We start from the raw sequence: 16,880 nt of genomic DNA, 5'->3' as shown, positions 1-16,880 counted from the left end.
GGGCTGGCGCTCAGCGGCCGGGCCACACAGGCGGACGTTTCTCCTGGAAGGCACGGACCCCTTCTGCGGAGTCCTCGCTGTCCAGCGCGGCCATAAGGGCCGGGAGGCGGATGCCACGGGCTTCCTTGGCAGTGAGGTGCGAGGTTTGGGTGACCATCTGTTTGACGGCCCTGACTGAGGTGGGCGCGCAGGCAAGGATCTGGTCCACCCAGCGCTGCACTGCGGCGTCGAGCTCCCCGGCGGGTACAACCTCGTTGACGAGCCCCATGGACTGCATCTCGGCAGCATCGGCCTTGCGTCCGGTCAGCAGCATTCCCATGGCCTGCGTGTAGGGGACACGTCGCACCAGCTGGTGGATGCCGCCGTCGAGCGCCAAGCGCCCAACCCGGGGTTCGGTCAAGCCGAACTTCGCGCCCGAAGCGGCCACCACGATGTCCGCGCCAAGCACGATTTCCATGCCGCCGCCCAAGGCGTAGCCGTTGACGCGGGCGATGACTGGAACGTCAAGGCTGGTGCGGAGACTGAGACCGCCGAAGCCATTGGGGTCCAGGCCGGCCCAGTACTCCAGCCCGGTCTTGTCCACGGCGTCTGCCGACATGTCGGCGCCAACGCAGAATGCGCGGGGTCCGGCGCCGGTGACCACCACGGCCCGCACGGAGGGATCTGCCTCCAGTTGGGCCCAGATTTCGTTGAGCCGTGTGTGCGTGGCGCCGTCCACGGCGTTGAGCACGCCCTGCCGGTCGATGACCACGGTGGCGACGCCGCCGGTGATCGTCAGCGTGACCTCGTCCACGCGTTCTTCAACCACAGCGCTCATCGCAGGACTCCCAGCTGCTGCAGGCGTTCGATGGTTTCCTCATCGAAGCCGTTCTCCAACAGGACCTCGACGTTGTGCTCGCCCAGCCGGGGTGCTGCCCGACGGATGGTGGGAGGCGTCGCGGAGAGCCGGATGGGCGCATTGAGCATTTTCACCGTGCCCACGCTTGGGTGTTCGGCTTCGACGATCATCCCGTTGGCTTCGGTCTGCGCGTCGGCGAGGGCTTGCTCCAGGGTGTGCACGGGGGCGTTCAGGAGGCCCTGTTCTTCAAGCTTCGCGGTCCAGTATTCGGTGGTGTTGGTGGCGAAGTGTTCCCGGAAGATGGCCTGGAGGGCGGGTTTGTTCTTGAACTGTTGTTCCAGGGTGGCGAACCCGGGCCGTTCTGTGAGGTCCTCGTCGAGGTCCAGCGCATCGGAGATCCGTGCCAACGGGTCCGGGGTGAAACCGCCCACCATGCACACGGCACCGTCGGTGGTTTCGAAGACCCCGCTCAATGGCATGGCACCCCAGTTGACCTCGTAGCCGCGGTTGAGCTGCATGCAGGCTTCCTGCATCTGGAGGTGCAGCATGGAGTCGTACATGGTGACCTCCACTTTCTGGCCGACACCGGAGGTTTCCCGGGTGCGCAAAGCCAGCAGGATGCCCTGCATGAGGTGCATGCCAGTGATGTAGTCGCACAGGGTGGTGGGGTAGATGGCCGGCTTGGTGTCCTCGGACTCGCGCCGCCACATCACGCCGGAGTAGGCCTGCGCGATCGCGTCCTGGCCGCCCTTGTGGGAGTAGGGTCCTTCGGGGCCGAAGCCGGTTCCGGAGGCCCAGATGATCCCGGGATTGCGTTGCTTGAGTTCCTCGTAGCCGAAGCCCATCCGTTCCATGACGCCGGAACGGAAGTTGCTGACCACAACGTCCGCGTCGGCCATGAGCCGGTGCAGCACGTCGCGGCCTTCTTCGGTGCGGGTGTCCACGGAGACGCTGCGCTTGTTCCGGTTGATGGACAGGAAGATCGGGTTGTCCTGGCCGTCCTGGTCCGGGAACGAGTTGCGCGAAATGTCACCGGCGCCGGGGCGTTCCACCTTGATGATGTCGGCGCCGTAGTCGCCCAGCAACTGGGTGCAGGACGGTCCCATGAACACCTGCGTGAAGTCCACGATCCTGATGCCCTCCAGCGGGAGCGCTACCGGTGCCGGGGACACTGCGGCGAGTGGCGTCGTCGTGGGTTCTGCTTGATCCAGGGTCACGGTGCTCATGCCGGCACCGCCGCGGTTGCGTCGACGGTAGCGTTCGACGACGGGACGTCGCCCGGGTCTGCGCCGTGGCGGCGCATGCCCTGCTGGATGTCCGCTGCCGCGACATCGCGGACCAGGACGTTGTTTTCGACGGCGAGAGCCGCCGCGACGCCAACGGCTTGGCCCATCGCCATGCAGGGCGGGATCTCGCGGGACATCTTCTGCGCCTCCGGTGTTGCGGAGTAGTGGCGGCCGGCTACCAGCAACTGGTCCACTTCCTTGGGCAGCAGGGAGCGGTAGGGGTAGTAGTAGTCCCTGCCGCGGGCCACCGTGTCCGCGAAGTGGCGGCGCTGGGTGACGTCGTCCTTGGTCATGACGTATTCGCCTTGCAGGAGCCGGGTCTGGCGGACTCCCATCTGTGAGGCGACGTCCAGCATGTAGCAGTTTTCGAAGCCGGGGAGGTTGGCGCGGACGTAATCCACGGCCTCGGAGATCCGGTCGCGGGCAGCGAACTCTGCCGCGGTCATGTCGGCAGGATCGACCCCGTCGAAACCGCTCATGTGCGGGGCGTTGCACCAGACCACGCCGTCGATGGGGGTCTTGAGCCACCACAGCTCCCAGGCGCCGCCGAGGAGGCGCTTGATCTTGCGGTTGATGGCGCGGGCTTCCTTCGGGTTGGCTTGTTCGAAGGCTTCTGCGGCCTTGGTGTCCACGTTGCCCAGGCGGAAGACCAGCGTGGTGAGGTAGTTGTCCTTGGCGTAGCTGGCGCCGGCACGGGAAGCGACGTCGATGTCGCCGGTGGTGTCAATGACGACGTCGGCCATGAAGGCCTGCGGGCCGAGCTTGGTTTCGCAGATGACGCCCTTGATCACGCCGTTGTCCACGATGGGACGGGAGAACCAGGAGTGCAGGCGGAGGTCCACTCCGGCTTCGCGGACGAGGTCGTTGGAGACGCGCTTCCAGCCGTCGGGGTCGAAGGCGGCGGCGTAGCAGATGGGCTTGGGATTGGTGTGGGAGTGGAAGTCGAAGGTGCCGTAGCGGCCCCATTTGTTCCAGAGTTCCTCGGAGGTCTTCCGGTCATCGGCCGGCGGGACGATTGCCAGGCCGAGCTTCTGCAGGCGTTCAACGTATTCGGAGACGATGCCAGTGACCGTGATTTCCTGGCCGTTGATCATGTCATCGAGCACCAGGACCAAGCCGCCGGAAGCGAGGCCGCCCAAGGATGAATAGCGTTCCAGGAGGGTGACCTTGGCGCCGGAGCGGGCCGCAGTGACGGCGGCGGCCACACCTGCGGGACCACCACCAACCACCAGGACATCGGAACGGGAGATGACCGGGGCGGTGAGGTCCGCCGTCGTGGTGCTGAGTTCGAGGGACGTGTTGTGTTCGAGCGGGTTCATGGTGAGTCCTTACTTGCCGACGAAGATGCCGTTGGAGCGGCGGGCGGCGATGTAGAAAACGATGCTGAGGATGGACAGGACGGCCACGTAGACCGGGAAGATCCAGCTGAGGTTCAGGGATTGGAACCAGACCAGGAGGTAGGAGGCAGTTCCGCCGAAGAGGGCAACGCCTATGCCGTAGCCGAGGGCCACACCGGTGCCGCGGATGTTCTTGGGCATCAGGGAGGAGCTGACCACGTTGTAGAGGGTCATGTTGAGCACCAGGACGATCGAGCCGCCCAGGAGGACTGCTGCGAAGCCGCCGATGCCGGGCTGCACGTAGAGCAGCATCAGGAAGACCGCCGGGATGGCGAGGATGCGGGTGACCAGGAACCATGTGGACATCGCTTTGCCGTCGGCGAGCTTTCCGATGACCCAACTGCCAACCACCAGGATGACGCCCAGGATGGTAGTGAGGGCGAACACCGCCGTGGGGTCTTCCTTGAATCCGCTGCGTGCGGCGCTGGGGAGGCCGACGTTCCAGGCGTAGTTGTAGGCCTGTGCTGCGCCCACCACGAAGATGATGGCCAGGACGGACAACCAGTGCTTGCCGACGCCCTTCCACACAGCGCGGGGCGTGTTGCTCGCCATGTCCTCCTGCTTGAGGGTTTCCGGGAGGGAACGGCGAAGGTACAGCACCACGAAGCCGAAGAGGGCGCCGATGATGAACGGCACCCGCCATCCCCACTCGCCCATCGCGGTTCCGCCGATGACCAGGCTGCAGAGGAAGCTGACCAAGGAGGCCATGAGGATGCCGATGTTCACATAGAAGGACATGATGCCGGCGACGTATCCTTCGCGGCCTTCCGGTGCCAGTTCCACCGCGTGGGACGTGGAGAGCGGAGCTTCGATGCCCGTCGAGATTCCCTGCAGTACACGGCACAGCAGGAGGATGATGCCGGCGGCAGGGCCGATGGTGGCGTAACTCGGGGTGATGGCAATGATGAGGGTGGTACCGGCCATCAGCATGATGGACAGGAGCATGACCCGGCGCCGGCCGATCCGGTCCGCCAGCGTGCCCAGGAGGATGCCGCCCAAAGGACGGAACGCGAATCCGACGGCGAACACAGCCAAGGCGTTCAGCGTTGCTGAGAGGGGATCGGTATTGGGGAAGAAGTTGGGGCCAATGAAGGCTGACAGGAGGCCGAAGACCATCCAGTCATACCATTCAAGGGCGTTGCCCAGGCCCAGCCCGAGGAGGCCCTTGCGGACTTCGGGGGTGAATCTGGCGTTCTTCGGGGCAGAAGGGTGCTGGCTCTTGGGTGAGGGGACTACGTTGTCCGTTTGGATATCGAGCATGGGAGTGTCCTTACGCTGACGCCCGAAAGGGCGTGGGAGGGTATGACGCAGGAACGCCTGTTGGAGGCGTTTGATGCGAAAGTGGCAAGGAGTGTCAGCGGCCACGTGTTCGTGCCCGGACGGTTAAGGGACAACGCCTGCGCCGTTGTACGGCGGCAGGGTTACCACGCGTGTGGTGCGTTGACCCAGATGGCTACGCATACCTCTTCGTAGCTGTTCTTGTACCAGTGGGGGATCTCTGAGGAGTAGGTGATGGAGTCGCCCTCTTCAAGGCTGTAGCAGACGCCGTTCAAATAGACGTCTTTACGGCCGGAGATGATGTAGCAGAACTCTTCACCGCTGTGGGTGAAAGGGGTGTCGCTGGTGTCGTGCCCTGGGGGCGTGCTGATCCATTGAGCTTCGATGCTTCCATCGCGGTTCGGGGTGAGCAGCTCGTGCACTGCTTCACCCACCGATTCGCGGGTGACGTTCTTCAGGTTGCGTCGATCGGATCTGCGGACCACGGGGGACTTTGATTCTTCCTGGCCGATGAAGAATCTCCCTACGGGGATGTCCAGGCCGTGGGCCAGCTGCGCCAAGGTGGTGAAGGAAGGGTTGGCCATGCCGCGTTCGATCTGGCTGACGATTGCCTGGCTGAGGCCCGTAATGTCCGAGAGTTGGGCGAGGGTCATGCCCTTTGCCTTGCGCATGGTGCGCACCTTGTTACCTACAGTCGCCAGCAGTTCGCTGGTGGCTGGTGGGGCAGGAGTCTCGGTGGTCATTGCCGCATCCTTCGTTGGTGAGCTAACTCACACAACTATAGTGAAGATTTTTAGCGAGTCAATGGTTTCTCTTCAATAAGGTGAAGAACTTTATGGAATCGGGGTTTCCAGCTCGCGGATTGTCCCAAAGACGAAGTTCTCGATCGCGCGGACCTGATCAGTGAGTTCGTGCAGGTGATCGGCAGCGGGCACCAGCCGGATGCTCATTTCCAGTTCCGTCGCCAAGCGGTCCATACAGATCGCACCCACCATATGGCTTGACGTTTTAAGGCTAAGGACAGCGTCCATGGCGTCATCGATGTCCAGATTGTCCAGGGCGCGGTGCAGCCGGGAAACCCGCCAAGGCAACAAGGCCACATAGTTGCGGACAAACGCGTGGATGATGGTCGGGTCGCCGCCGAGCTCGGCCTGGAGGCCGGTGAGAACGGTGTGATCCACCAGGGCGTCTGTGCACTCGTCATACTCAGACACCAAACCCCTCCCGCCTCCGAACATTGGATTCACGCTTCAACAGTAGAACCCGCGGAACAGCGGAAGTGCCATAAAAGCAAAGCTTGATCCAATCTTGAGCGGACTCAGAGGGAGTCTTGATACCGGGGCCGCAGAGTGGGGCAGAACAGAAGAAATCCCTGATCAGGGAGACCTTCAGACGCCGATCAAGGAGAGGGGAACAGCATGGACAGTGGTGCTCGACCATCACCTGGGCTGATGGTCATCATCGCCTTCTGCATGGCGACCCTTCTCGGCATCGGCGGGACCGCAGCCTACGCTCTCTGGGAGCAGGGATCCCACAGTGTGGGTTCCGATCACCCCGTCGAGTCTGCCCCCTCAACGTCGTCCAGGCCGTAACCGGCGCGCGACCCCAAAAAATCCGTCAACCGGTTTTCGAGAACCGGAAGGTCCTTCAGTTCGCATTCCCACACCGTCAGCACCTCCCAGCCGTACGCACCAAGCTGCTCCCGTTGCTGTGCATCCCGTTCCCGGGTCCGGCTGCGCTTGGCTGCCCAGAAATCCGCATTCGCGGCGGGAGCATGCAGGCCAACCTTGCAGTCGTGGAAATGCCAGAAGCAGCCGTTCACAAAGATGACCTTGCGCCGGCCGGCAAACACCAGATCGGGCCGGCCGGGGAGCTTGGTCCTGCCGGACTGGCCGTGCAGACGGTACCTGTAGCCCTTGGCATGCAGAATCCTGCGGACCAGCAACTCCGGCTTGGTGTTCTTTCCCCGGATTTTGGCCATGTTGCGGCTGCGCTGCTCCGGCGTCAGCAGGTCCCGGCTCTCGCCCATGGCAACCAGCCTACCCAGGCGCAGTGTGCGTGGATACTGCCCCGGGGCGCGTACCAACGGCCGGACCCAAAAGTCCGTGCCGCGAGCATTCCGCCGTCCAAAGCAGCGGCGTGACCTGGACTTTCATCCGTCTGCGGCATTGCGGGCAAAAGCGGGGCGGCTCCAGCGCCAACTGCTGACGGCAGCTTTGGTGGGCGTCCGACGTCGGGCCGTCACCTCCGCAGTGCCCGCAGTAGGCGGGCGGTGCCGCGGCGCTCACAGCGACTTCTGGAGTTCCTTGATGGGCATGTTCAGCTCCACCAGAAGATTGAGGTCGGCATTGGCAGGACGGCCAAGCGTGGTGAGGTAGTTGCCGACGATGACCGCGTTGATTCCGCCGAGCAGACCCTCGCGGGTGCCGAGGTCACCGAGGGTCAGTTCGCGTCCGCCGGCGTAGCGGAGCACGGTGCGGGGCATGGCGAGCCGGAATGCCGCAATGGCGCGAAGGGCATCTTTGCCATCCATGATCCCCTGGTTCTCCAAAGGTGTTCCGGGCCTGGGATTGAGGAAGTTCAGGGGGACTTCGTGCGGTTCAAGGGCGGCCAGTTGGGCGGCCAATTCCGCGCGCTGCTCCACCGATTCGCCCATGCCGATCAGGGCTCCGCAGCACAGTTCCATGCCGGCAGCCTTCACCATGGCGCAGGTTTCCAGGCGTTCATCGTAACTGTGCGTGGTGACGACCTTGGGGAAGAAGCTGCGGGCCGTTTCGAGGTTGTGGTTGTAGCGGTGCACGCCCCACTCGGCCAGCTGGTCCACTTGGCGCCGGGTGAGCATGCCCAGGGAACAGGCGATGTTGATGTCCACTTCTTCATTGATGCGGTCGATCGCGAACTTGATCTGGTTCATGAGCTTGATGTCAGGGCCACGCACGGCGGCGACGATACAGAACTCTGTGGCGCCGGTTGCGGCAGTTTCCTTGGCTGCCTTGACGAGCTCCGGGATGTCCAGCCACACTCCGCGGACGGGGGAGTCGAACAATCCGGACTGGCTGCAAAAGTGGCAGTCTTCAGGGCAGCCGCCGGTCTTGATGGAGATGATTCCTTCCACCTCCACGTCCTCGCCGCAGTGCTTGAGCCGCACTTCGTGGGCCAGCTGCAGGGCCGCCGGGATGGCCTCGTCGGGGAGCCGCAGAATCTCGACAAGTTGGCTTTCCTTCAGGCCTTCGCCGCGTTCCAGGACCTGCCTGCGGGCGGTGTCGAGAATGGCGTAGCCGGTCACTTCCTGGGGTGCATGGGTCATGTCCTCGACGGTATCGGTGCAGCTCGGGGCCCATTTTGTGGGGTGCGCACAAAGGCTGATCCGGGATTTTGGCGGCGGAACCATTGGTAGCCCTGATGCAGAAGTTACAGGTGCGAAACACGCCCGTGACTGGATTGACGCGCTGCGTGACTAGCGTCGTGGACGAGCCAAGGACCCACGAAGAAAGCGAGCCCGCATGAGCGACGATACGACGAGTACCGCAACGCTGGAGCCAACGACGGCGGGGAGCGCCGCCGTCGTTCCCGGTACCTCAGCTGTTCCAGCGTCAGGCAACGCCGACGCTATGAGTGCAGCGAAGGAAAGCCTGGAGGATTACACCCTCAGGTTCGCCCCCCGCTCCTACCGGAAGTGGAGCGCCGGCGTGGTGGCCACCAGTGCCCTGGGCGGCATTGCCTACCTCGCCGACTTCTCCATTGGCGCGAACATCGGCATCGCCTATGGAACGGTGAATGCCATCTTCGGCATCATCGTGGCTGCAGTGATCATCTTCGCCACCGGTTTTCCGCTTGCCTACTACGCGGCCCGGTACAACATCGATCTCGACCTTATTACCCGTGGCTCAGGCTTTGGCTACTACGGCTCGGTGGTCACCAACATCATCTTCGCCACGTTCACCTTCATCTTCTTTGCCCTGGAAGGCTCCATCATGGCCCAGGGCCTGCAGCTGGGCCTCGGCATCCCGCAGTGGATTGGCTACGCCGTGTCCACCATCATCATCATTCCGCTGGTGATTTACGGGATGAAGACGCTCGCTACCTTGCAGGTGTGGACCACGCCCCTGTGGTTGCTGCTCATGGTGGTTCCGGTTGGCTACCTTCTCCTGTCCCACCCTGAAAGCATCGATGCCTTCTTCGCCTTCACGGGTGCTTCGGGAGACGGCGGGCCCAACCTGGCCTCCGTGATGCTGGCCGCCGGCGTCTGCCTGTCCCTGATGGCCCAAATCGCCGAGCAGATCGATTACCTGCGCTTCATGCCGCCAAAGACCGCAGAAAACAAGGGCGCGTGGTGGCGTGCAGTGATCCTCGCCGGGCCGGGCTGGGTGATCTTCGGCGCCATCAAGCAGATCATCGGCCTGTTCATCGCCATCTACCTCATCGCCAAGCTCGACCCGGCTGCTGCTGTCCACGCCAATGAGCCGGTCCACCAGTTCCTGGGTGTTTACGAAGAGATGATGCCGGCCTGGCTCGCGATGACCCTGGCCGTGGTGCTGGTGGTCATTTCGCAGATCAAGATCAACGTGACCAACGCCTACTCCGGATCTCTTGCCTGGACCAACTCCTTCACCCGCATCACCAAGACCTACCCGGGACGCATGGTGTTCGTGGTGGTGAACCTGGTGATTGCGTTGATCCTGATGGAGTCGAACATGTTCGAGTTCCTCAACACCATCCTGGGTTTCTACGCCAACTGCGCCATGGCCTGGGTGGTCACGGTGGCCTCGGACATCGCCATCAACAAGTACCTGCTGAAGATCTCGCCCAAGGTTCCGGAATTCCGGCGCGGCATGCTCTACGCCGTAAACCCGGTGGGCTTCGTGTCCATGCTGGTTTCCGCCGGGGTGTCCATTGCGGTGTTCTTCGGGGCTTTCGGCTCGGCCGTCCAGCCGTTCTCGCCGATCTTCGCCGTGGGCCTGGCCCTGGTGCTGCCGCCCGTGCTTGCCCTGGCGACCAAGGGCCGCTACTACCTGCGTCGCGGCGATGACGGCATCGAGCTGCCGATGTTCGACGCCGATGGCAACCCGAGCGACGCCAAGCTCCTCTGCCACGTCACGGGCCTTGAGTTCGAACGCCCGGACATGCTCCGCTCCGGGCAGGACGGGCCCGACGGCGAACCCCAGTACATCTCGTCCCTCGCCTTGTCCACGGACAAGTCGGGCGAACTGGTCCTACCCGCGCAAAAGTAACCGCCCCGACCCAACCAGGTAGCAGATAAGGCCGTTATCAGAGCTCAGAACGGCATCATCTGCTACCTACTTGGGGGCGCAGAACACCCCGGCCTCCCATCGAGGGAGCCGGGGTGTTGTGCTGTGTGGTTAGTGCTGTGGGGCTTACTTGTCGAAGGCGTCCTTCGCGGCATCCTTGACGTTCTCGCCCGCCTGCTTGGTCTTGGCTGCTGCCTGGTCGGCAACGCCTTCGGCCTGCAGTTTCTCGTTGTTCGTGGCGTCTCCCAAGGCTTCCTTGGCCTTGCCGGTGACTTCCTGTGCCTTGTTGCTGATCTTGTCTCCGAGTCCCATGGGATCTCCTTCGATGTAGTCCAACGCTGACAATTGCTAGGCTAACGAGCAATTCTGGGTACTTCCTGAACGTGCTCCGATAATGGACAGGATGCTTACACTGAAGCCATGGCTCAGGACACCCGGGACGGGGAATCGGGACAGGCAGACTTGGATGAAGACATCGCGATGGCCCTGGTTAACCAGGGCATCCGGCCTTCCGTGGAACCGCCCGAAGAAGACGGTGAGGAATCCGGGGCTCCCATGGGTGCAGACCCGGCCGCAGCCGCCGGGCCCCAGCCACAGGACTACGGCTGGGCGGAGGCCACAACTCCCCGCCCCGACTACGGCGAGCAAAATTATGTTGGCCACCACCGGATGATGGGCATGCGCGCGCTGATCACCGGCGGTGACAGCGGCATCGGCAGGGCCGTGGCCCTCGCTTACGCCCGCGAAGGCGCGGACGTTGCTTTTACGTATCTGCCGGAGGATGAACAGGACGCCGAGGAAACCGTCAAGCTCATCGACGACGCCGGAAGCCGGGCGCTGGCCCTGCCCGGCGACCTGCAGGATGAGGAGTTCTGCCAGGAAGCCGTAGCGCAGACCGTTGCAGAATTCGGCGGACTCAATGTGCTTGTGAACAATGCCGGCTATCTGCTGACCACCAGCCAGGGGCTTGAAGACCTGGGCAACGAACAGTTTGACCGGACCTTCAAAACCAACGTCTACGCCCTGTTCTGGCTCTGTAAGGCTGCCCTGCCGCATCTGCAGCCCGGAGCTGCCATCATCAACACGTCCTCAATCCAGGGCTACCACCCCGATCCGCGGCTGATCGACTTTGCCGCCAGCAAGGCAGCCGTCAACAGTATGACGTTTTCCCTGGCCGAAGCCTTGGGGCCCCGGGGTATCCGCGTTAACGCCGTGGCTCCCGGAGACTTGGGGGCAGCACCGCAACCGTCCGCCCAGCCCATGCAGAATCCTGGGAAGTCTGCCCTGGTTATTCCGTTGGGCCGGGCCGGACAGCCCGCCGAACTCGCCCCCACTTATGTGCTGCTGGCCACCGAGGATTCCAGCTACATCTCGGGCTCGGTCATCGGCGTCACGGGTGGCAGGCATCTGGCGTAAGCACAGGGGATACCTGCCTTGGCGTCAAGGCTTCAGCACTACCTTGATGCACCCGTCCTGCTTCTTCTGGAACTTCTCATAGAGTGCAGGCGCTTCATCCAAGCCACCGGTGTGCGTGACCAGACTCATGACTCCCAGGGGATCGGCGTCGTCCTCCACCAACGGGAGGAGGTCGTCCACCCAGCTGCGCACATTGCATTGGCCCATGCGGAGCTGGATCTGCTTATCGAACATGGTCATGAGCGGCATGGGGTCGGCTTGGCCGCCGTAGACGCCGCTCAAGGAAATGGTGCCGCCGCGGCGGACCATGTCCACGGCCGTGTGGAGAGCGGCAAGCCGGTCGACGCTCATGGTCTCCATGGCCACCTGCGCCGGCTTGTCCGGGAGGAGCGACACCGCCCGGTGAAGGAAGGAAGCCACCGGCGAACCATGCGCTTCCATGCCCACCGCGTCAACGACGGCGTCCGGCCCCCGGCCGAGCGTCTCCTCGCGGATCTTCCCGGAAACATCCGGGCTGTAGTCCAGAGTCTCCACGCCATGCGCTTCCGCCATTGCACGCCGTTCCGGGACGGGATCAACGCCAATGACCCGGAAACCCTTATGCAGACCGATCCTGGTGACAAACTGGCCTACCGGCCCCAGGCCCAGGACAGCCAAGGTTCCGCCGCCCGGAACGTTGGCGTACTCCACTGCTTGCCACGCGGTGGGCAGAATGTCGGAGAGGAAGAGGTAGCGTTCGTCCGGTGCGTCCGAATCCACTCGTACGGGGCCGTAATCCGCGAAAGGCACACGCAGGTACTGGGCCTGTCCGCCCGGAACGGAGCCGTACAGTTCGGAATAGCCAAACAGCGCCGCTCCCGATCCCTTGGACGTGACCTGGGTGGTTTCACACTGGGATTGCAGGCCAAGGTTGCACATGTAGCAATGCCCGCACGAGATGTTGAAGGGGACCACCACGCGGTCGCCCTTCTTGAGGCGATGGACTTCGGATCCCACCTCTTCCACGATGCCCATGGGCTCATGGCCAATGACATCGCCCTTGTGCATATACGGGCCCAGGACCTCATACAGGTGAAGGTCCGAGCCGCAGATGGCGGTGGAGGTGATGCGGACAATCGCGTCCGTGGGCTCCTGGATGGTGGGGTCCGGAACGTCTTCCACGCTGAGCGAGCGCCGGCCTTGCCATGTCACTGCTTTCACTTTTGGATCTCCCTGCTGTGCTGCTGGGGTGGGTCCCGCTCTGCTGGAGACCTTCCCAGCGAAACAGAGATCACGCCGTGGCACAAGGCTGCCGAGGCGCCCTCGGGACCGTCCTGAAAAGACTGGTGCTGAAACTAGTAAGTAACCTGATAACTAGCTACCATAAAGGAGAGGTGGGCCCGTAGACGTTTAGGAATAAGCCGATGTGGGTACGCCTCGAATATTAATCACAGCGAGGGCCGCGAGCGGCGCCCACAGAAGTCCGCTCACCAGGGAGGTAATCCTTATGGATACAGGACAACTGGTACTGATCATCGTGCTGGCCGTAGTGGTCATCGCCGCTGTGATCTTCGCCGTGGTGGTCGGACGCCGCAAGAAGGCTGAAGCCAACCACCGCAGGGCAGAGGAATTGCGCGAAAAGGCCCAGGAAGAAGCCATCGACGCCCATCAGGCCAAAGCGGATGCTGCGCAAGCCGAGGCGAATGCGCTGCAAGCGGAAGCCGAAGCAAACCGGCTCCGTATGGACGCCGAAAGGCATGCGGAAAAGGCCGACGAAGCCCACGGGCGTGTGGAAGAGCATCTTCGCCACGCAGAAAAGCTGGATCCCAATGCTGCTGCGGCCCGGCCCGCCGATTCCGGCCGCGCAAGCGATCGTGGCAATGGCGCGCCGGACCGTGGCAATGGCGCGCCGGACCGTGTCGAAGACGTGAACCGTACCCATGCTGCGGACCGTGCCGATGCCTCCGACAGCTCCAATCTGGCTGAAGGCGAGCGACTCACGCGCGACCGGAGCAGGCGCGACGGCTCGACGCGTGAGGATGAAAGGAACCTGTAGTTTCGACGACGAAGCGGAGGTAGGAAAGTGAGCATTGTGGTGAGACGGACTGGCCAGGCAATCCGGGGGACCGAGTCGAAGGCGAACCGGCATGCAGTCGACGTTGTCCTTGGCCATCTTGGTGAGATCGGCCCGGCCGTGGCGGCCCTGCGCAGGGAGTCATCCAGGCTTGCGGAGTGGGGCGAAGAGCTGGCCCGTGTCCGCCTGCGGGGCGGCAGTGTGTTCGCTGCTGGAAGCGACGGCTCAGCCCACGAAGCCGACCGGTTTACCTCCGAGCTGACTGCCCACGATGCCGCACACCCTCACGACGGCAGCCCCGGCTCCTTCACGGCAATCGTTGCCAACAAGGACGCCGGGGAAACAATCAGTGGCCAGATACCTTCGGTGGTCAGGCAGGGAGACATCGTGGTGCTGCTGGCCGCCAAGGGGATCACGGACGATCTCCGCGACGCAGCAACCGCTGCCAAAGCGTCCGGGGCCAAGGTGTGGGCGCTGACGGGCAGGGACTCCAAAGACCTGGCGCAATCCGTCAGCGAAGCCATCAACATCAACACGGATCCGCCGCATGCCGAGGAAGCCCACCTGGTGGCAGTTCTTGCCCTCTGTGAGTGCTTCGACGAGTCCATGCGGGACCTGACCAAGTAACAGCGCAGGGGTGTGTCAGCCCGGGCAGGGCGCGTGGCCGTGACACTCTATCCCTGTGAAAAGTACAGTTATTGGCTACTTTGCGGTGCTGGCGCTCTCAGGGCTGGTGTCCCTCAGTGTCCTTGGTGCATCCATGCTGCAACGCAACGACAACCGGGGCATCCCCGTTCTTGCCCTGGTGGTCGGTGGCCTGCTGCTGACTTTTGTCCAGGGAATGATGCTTGGGCGGAAAAGCAACGCCGGAGGCGCTGTTCGTTCGCCCGGAGCCAGCGCGGCGGAGCCGACGACGACTACCATCGCCGCCTCCGAGGAATTTGCACACCCACCTTCGGCCGTGTGGGCAGTTATTCGCCCTGCCGAATCCTCGCTCTCTTTGGAGGACGGCGTCTATCGCGCCGTATCCGTGCCCGCTATTCCGGATGGACCGGGCGAACTTCAGTGTTTCTTCCACCGCAACGGCCACATCGGTGTGCTGGAAGTCGTAGAGGAGGTTCCGGAGCAGCTGGCCGTCACCCGCCCGCGGGTACCGGTCGGCCCGGACACGCTGACGAGGTACCGGCTGGAGGGCACCGGACGCGGATCCCGCCTGACCATTGAGAGCGCCCTTGAAGTCTCTGGCGACTTCACCCTGGAAGGAGAGGAGTACCGTCGCTACTGGGGCTCCTACCTCCGCAGAGTGAATGCGTTGCTGGAGCAGCAAGCGGGGGGACCTGGCGAAGCAGCGCCGGCGCGGACCGTGTGATCTGCACCTCAGCCGGAATAGTTGCAGACGCCATGCAGTTGTGGGCAATGAACCTGTTTCATTCTGAAAGGAACTGCGCATGCTGTTTTCCCCCTTGGCCCTCGGCGAGCTTGAACTTTCCAACCGATTGGTAATGGCCCCGCTGACGCGGCTCCGCGCCGGCGAACAGGGTGTGCCCGGTTCCTTGATCGCAGAGCACTACCGTCAACGCGCCTCCTTGGGCCTGATCGTGAGCGAGGGAACCTACCCGACGCCGGCAGGCCAGTCCTACCCGGGGCAGCCAGGACTCGTGACCGAAGACCAGATTGCCGGATGGAAAAAGGTGACTGACGCCGTCCATGCCGAGGGTGGCCGGATGTTTGCCCAGATCATGCACGGCGGCCGGGTCTCGCATGCCGACATCACTGGCGGCCACGAAATCGTGGCTCCCAGCGCTGTCGCCATCGAAGGTGAGGTCCGCACCCCCAAGGGCAAGCAGCCCTACCCCGTCCCGCGTGAACTCCGCACTGACGAGCTCCCCGGAGTGATCCAGGAAATCGTCACCGCATCGAAGAACGCCATTGAGGCAGGCTTCGACGGCGTTGAGCTCCACTCCGCCAACGGTTACCTCCTGCACGAATTCCTTGCCCCCAATTCCAATGTCCGCACCGACAGCTATGGTGGTTCCCCGGAGAATCGCGCACGCTTCGTGATCGAGACCGTCAACGCTGTGGTGGAAGCCTTGGGCGCCAACCGCGTGGGCATCCGGATCTCCCCGGAGCACAACGTCCAGGGGATTGCCGAAACCGACGCCGCCGATGTCCGGGCCACCTATGAAGTGCTGGTGGACACCATCGCCCCGCTCAACCTCGCGTACCTGAGTATCCTGCACCACGAGCCCAAGGGTGAACTGGTCCAGGATCTTCGCGAGCGCTTCAACGGCACGTTCCTGGTCAACACCGGCTTCAGCGAGATCACTACCCGCGATGAAGCGTTCGCCATCATCGAAGAAGGCCTCGCCGACGCCGTTGTGGTTGGCCGCCCGGCCATCGCGAATCCGGACCTGGCCCGCCGCTGGCGTGACAGCCTTCCGCTGAACGAACCGGACGCCTCAACCTTCTACGCTGACGGCGCCGAGGGTTACACCGACTACCCGTTCTACGGGAACTAAAGCACGGACAAGCACGACGCCGGCACCCACCCGGGTGCCGGCGTCGTGCTTTAAGCTCCGCCCACCAAGCGCAATGTGACGACGTCTCCTTATCGGTCATTGGCCCGCGTTCCTATAGGATTTGGGGCATGTCTGAACCTTCGCCGGCAGTCGCCCGCCCCGGCTTTCCTGTCAGTCGCCAAGTCCTGGCGGACCACGTTTATGAAGCCCTGCTTGAATGGCTCATGGATGGCCGGCTGAAGCCCGGGGCTGCCGTCAGCATTGACGGAATGGCGCGCGAACTGGACGTTTCGCCGACGCCGGTGCGTGAGGCGCTGGCTCGTTTGGAGCATACGGGGATGGTCCGTCGTGTGGCCCTGAAGGGTTACAGGGTAGCTCCGGTTTTTACCCGCGAAGACTTCGCCGAACTCATGGAGGCCCGGCTCTCGATCGAGCCCGTCAACGCCCGCCTGGCGTGTGCGCGCATGACCCCGGAGGGCCTGGAGGCCCTGAAGCAGGCGGTGGAGGACTTAAAGACTGCCCCGAGGGGCGGAACGTTCGCTGAATACCGAAGCTACCTCGAAGCGGACGAGCGGTTCCACCAACTCATTGCGGCCCAAGCCAGTAACCAGTTCCTCCTGGCTGCCTACAACACCTTGGGTGGGCAGATCCAGCGTTTCCGGCTGTTCGGGGGAGTGGGCATCACGGATGCGGAGCAGGCGATCTCCGAGCATCAGGCCGTGCTGGACGCCATGATGAGCGGCGATCCGGAGAAGGCCGCGCAGAAAATGGTCGACCATGTGGAGAAGGTGCGCGGACGGGCGATCGCGGACGCGCCCGAAGAGTAGCAACGCTTGTGACTGCC

General features: G+C 63.4%; 18 protein-coding genes. 7 read left to right on the top strand and 11 right to left on the bottom strand.

All coding sequences use genetic code 11. The features are described 5' to 3' along the window. Window positions 1–10: 10 nt before the first annotated feature. From IEY62_RS07335 to bioB, 9 genes are all read right to left on the bottom strand, one after another. Window positions 11–817, bottom strand: coding sequence for an enoyl-CoA hydratase-related protein (locus tag IEY62_RS07335; protein ID WP_189015426.1), 807 nt, complete (start codon window positions 815–817; stop codon window positions 11–13). After that, window positions 814–2,064: a CaiB/BaiF CoA transferase family protein gene (locus IEY62_RS07330; RefSeq protein WP_189015425.1), complete on the bottom strand. Its 1,251-nt coding sequence runs from the start codon at window positions 2,062–2,064 to the stop codon at window positions 814–816. Before IEY62_RS07330 ends, IEY62_RS07335 begins: the two co-directional genes overlap by 4 nt. After that, entirely contained in the window at window positions 2,061–3,443 is a 1,383-nt protein-coding gene (locus IEY62_RS07325) for an FAD-dependent oxidoreductase (protein ID WP_189015424.1), read from the bottom strand. The genes IEY62_RS07330 and IEY62_RS07325 overlap by 4 nt, the downstream gene beginning before the upstream one ends. A 9-nt stretch (window positions 3,444–3,452) precedes the next feature. Then, entirely contained in the window at window positions 3,453–4,781 is a 1,329-nt protein-coding gene (locus IEY62_RS07320; protein ID WP_189015423.1) for an MFS transporter, read from the bottom strand. 161 nt (window positions 4,782–4,942) lie between these two features. After that, on the bottom strand, window positions 4,943–5,542 hold the full coding sequence (locus IEY62_RS07315; protein WP_189015422.1) for a helix-turn-helix domain-containing protein: 600 nt from the start codon (window positions 5,540–5,542) through the stop codon (window positions 4,943–4,945). 90 nt (window positions 5,543–5,632) lie between these two features. Beyond that, a complete protein-coding gene (locus tag IEY62_RS07310; RefSeq protein WP_189015421.1) occupies window positions 5,633–6,013 on the bottom strand; it encodes an Hpt domain-containing protein in 381 nt (126 codons plus the stop codon). 335 nt (window positions 6,014–6,348) lie between these two features. Then, window positions 6,349–6,828: a very short patch repair endonuclease gene (locus IEY62_RS07305; protein ID WP_189015420.1), complete on the bottom strand. Its 480-nt coding sequence runs from the start codon at window positions 6,826–6,828 to the stop codon at window positions 6,349–6,351. A gap of 10 nt (window positions 6,829–6,838) precedes the next feature. Further along, entirely contained in the window at window positions 6,839–7,087 is a 249-nt protein-coding gene (bsaP, locus tag IEY62_RS21955) for a biotin synthase auxiliary protein BsaP (RefSeq protein ID WP_455430186.1), read from the bottom strand. Beyond that, window positions 7,084–8,106 carry a biotin synthase BioB gene (bioB, locus tag IEY62_RS07300; protein WP_189015418.1) on the bottom strand — a complete coding sequence of 341 codons (1,023 nt, stop codon included), beginning with the start codon at window positions 8,104–8,106 and terminating at the stop codon, window positions 7,084–7,086. Before bioB ends, bsaP begins: the two co-directional genes overlap by 4 nt. A 196-nt stretch (window positions 8,107–8,302) precedes the next feature. Between bioB and IEY62_RS07295 the strand changes: the two genes are divergently transcribed. After that, on the top strand, window positions 8,303–10,030 hold the full coding sequence (locus IEY62_RS07295; protein ID WP_189015416.1) for a purine-cytosine permease family protein: 1,728 nt from the start codon (window positions 8,303–8,305) through the stop codon (window positions 10,028–10,030). A gap of 144 nt (window positions 10,031–10,174) precedes the next feature. Here IEY62_RS07295 and IEY62_RS07290 read toward each other — a convergent pair whose 3' ends face one another. Continuing rightward, a complete protein-coding gene (locus IEY62_RS07290) occupies window positions 10,175–10,360 on the bottom strand; it encodes a CsbD family protein (protein WP_018777112.1) in 186 nt (61 codons plus the stop codon). Window positions 10,361–10,468: 108 nt separating this feature from the next. On the opposite strand from IEY62_RS07290, the gene IEY62_RS07285 reads away from it, so the two are divergent. After that, window positions 10,469–11,464: an SDR family oxidoreductase gene (locus tag IEY62_RS07285; protein WP_189015414.1), complete on the top strand. Its 996-nt coding sequence runs from the start codon at window positions 10,469–10,471 to the stop codon at window positions 11,462–11,464. A 24-nt stretch (window positions 11,465–11,488) separates the two neighbouring features. On the opposite strand, the gene IEY62_RS07280 is transcribed toward IEY62_RS07285, so the two are convergent. Next, window positions 11,489–12,664 (bottom strand): zinc-dependent alcohol dehydrogenase, encoded by a 1,176-nt coding sequence (locus tag IEY62_RS07280; RefSeq protein WP_189015412.1) that lies wholly within the window; start codon window positions 12,662–12,664, stop codon window positions 11,489–11,491. A 286-nt stretch (window positions 12,665–12,950) separates the two neighbouring features. On the opposite strand from IEY62_RS07280, the gene IEY62_RS07275 reads away from it, so the two are divergent. From IEY62_RS07275 to IEY62_RS07255, 5 genes are all read left to right on the top strand, one after another. After that, window positions 12,951–13,499, top strand: coding sequence for a hypothetical protein (locus IEY62_RS07275; RefSeq protein ID WP_189015410.1), 549 nt, complete (start codon window positions 12,951–12,953; stop codon window positions 13,497–13,499). Between the two features lie 60 nt (window positions 13,500–13,559). Continuing rightward, window positions 13,560–14,144: an SIS domain-containing protein gene (locus tag IEY62_RS07270; protein ID WP_189015739.1), complete on the top strand. Its 585-nt coding sequence runs from the start codon at window positions 13,560–13,562 to the stop codon at window positions 14,142–14,144. A 55-nt stretch (window positions 14,145–14,199) separates the two neighbouring features. Continuing rightward, complete coding sequence (locus IEY62_RS07265) at window positions 14,200–14,886, top strand: hypothetical protein (protein ID WP_189015408.1); 687 nt, start codon at window positions 14,200–14,202, stop codon at window positions 14,884–14,886. A gap of 79 nt (window positions 14,887–14,965) precedes the next feature. After that, window positions 14,966–16,036 (top strand): alkene reductase, encoded by a 1,071-nt coding sequence (locus IEY62_RS07260; RefSeq protein WP_189015407.1) that lies wholly within the window; start codon window positions 14,966–14,968, stop codon window positions 16,034–16,036. A gap of 128 nt (window positions 16,037–16,164) precedes the next feature. After that, window positions 16,165–16,863 carry a GntR family transcriptional regulator gene (locus IEY62_RS07255; RefSeq protein ID WP_189015406.1) on the top strand — a complete coding sequence of 233 codons (699 nt, stop codon included), beginning with the start codon at window positions 16,165–16,167 and terminating at the stop codon, window positions 16,861–16,863. Window positions 16,864–16,880: the final 17 nt, after the last annotated feature.

It is taken from the genome of Paenarthrobacter histidinolovorans, from assembly GCF_014647595.1.
Classification (GTDB): Bacteria; Actinomycetota; Actinomycetes; order Actinomycetales; family Micrococcaceae; genus Arthrobacter; species Arthrobacter histidinolovorans.
Note: the sequence above shows the minus strand (reverse complement) of the source record. Positions and strands in the feature narration are given on the sequence as shown.

Excerpts from the sequence above, each read along its gene's own strand:
- IEY62_RS07260 (WP_189015407.1), top strand. The coding sequence starts at position 14,966 with ATGCTGTTTTCCCCCTTGGCCCTCGGCGAGCTTGAACTTTCCAACCGA.
- IEY62_RS07315 (WP_189015422.1), bottom strand. The coding sequence starts at position 5,542 with ATGACCACCGAGACTCCTGCCCCACCAGCCACCAGCGAACTGCTGGCG.
- IEY62_RS07305 (WP_189015420.1), bottom strand. The coding sequence starts at position 6,828 with ATGGGCGAGAGCCGGGACCTGCTGACGCCGGAGCAGCGCAGCCGCAAC.
- IEY62_RS07330 (WP_189015425.1), bottom strand. The coding sequence starts at position 2,064 with ATGAGCACCGTGACCCTGGATCAAGCAGAACCCACGACGACGCCACTC.
- IEY62_RS07275 (WP_189015410.1), top strand. The coding sequence starts at position 12,951 with ATGGATACAGGACAACTGGTACTGATCATCGTGCTGGCCGTAGTGGTC.
- IEY62_RS07295 (WP_189015416.1), top strand. The coding sequence starts at position 8,303 with ATGAGCGACGATACGACGAGTACCGCAACGCTGGAGCCAACGACGGCG.
- IEY62_RS07325 (WP_189015424.1), bottom strand. The coding sequence starts at position 3,443 with ATGAACCCGCTCGAACACAACACGTCCCTCGAACTCAGCACCACGACG.
- IEY62_RS07335 (WP_189015426.1), bottom strand. The coding sequence starts at position 817 with ATGAGCGCTGTGGTTGAAGAACGCGTGGACGAGGTCACGCTGACGATC.
- IEY62_RS07285 (WP_189015414.1), top strand. The coding sequence starts at position 10,469 with ATGGCTCAGGACACCCGGGACGGGGAATCGGGACAGGCAGACTTGGAT.
- IEY62_RS07320 (WP_189015423.1), bottom strand. The coding sequence starts at position 4,781 with ATGCTCGATATCCAAACGGACAACGTAGTCCCCTCACCCAAGAGCCAG.
- bioB (WP_189015418.1), bottom strand. The coding sequence starts at position 8,106 with ATGACCCATGCACCCCAGGAAGTGACCGGCTACGCCATTCTCGACACC.
- IEY62_RS07290 (WP_018777112.1), bottom strand. The coding sequence starts at position 10,360 with ATGGGACTCGGAGACAAGATCAGCAACAAGGCACAGGAAGTCACCGGC.
- IEY62_RS07255 (WP_189015406.1), top strand. The coding sequence starts at position 16,165 with ATGTCTGAACCTTCGCCGGCAGTCGCCCGCCCCGGCTTTCCTGTCAGT.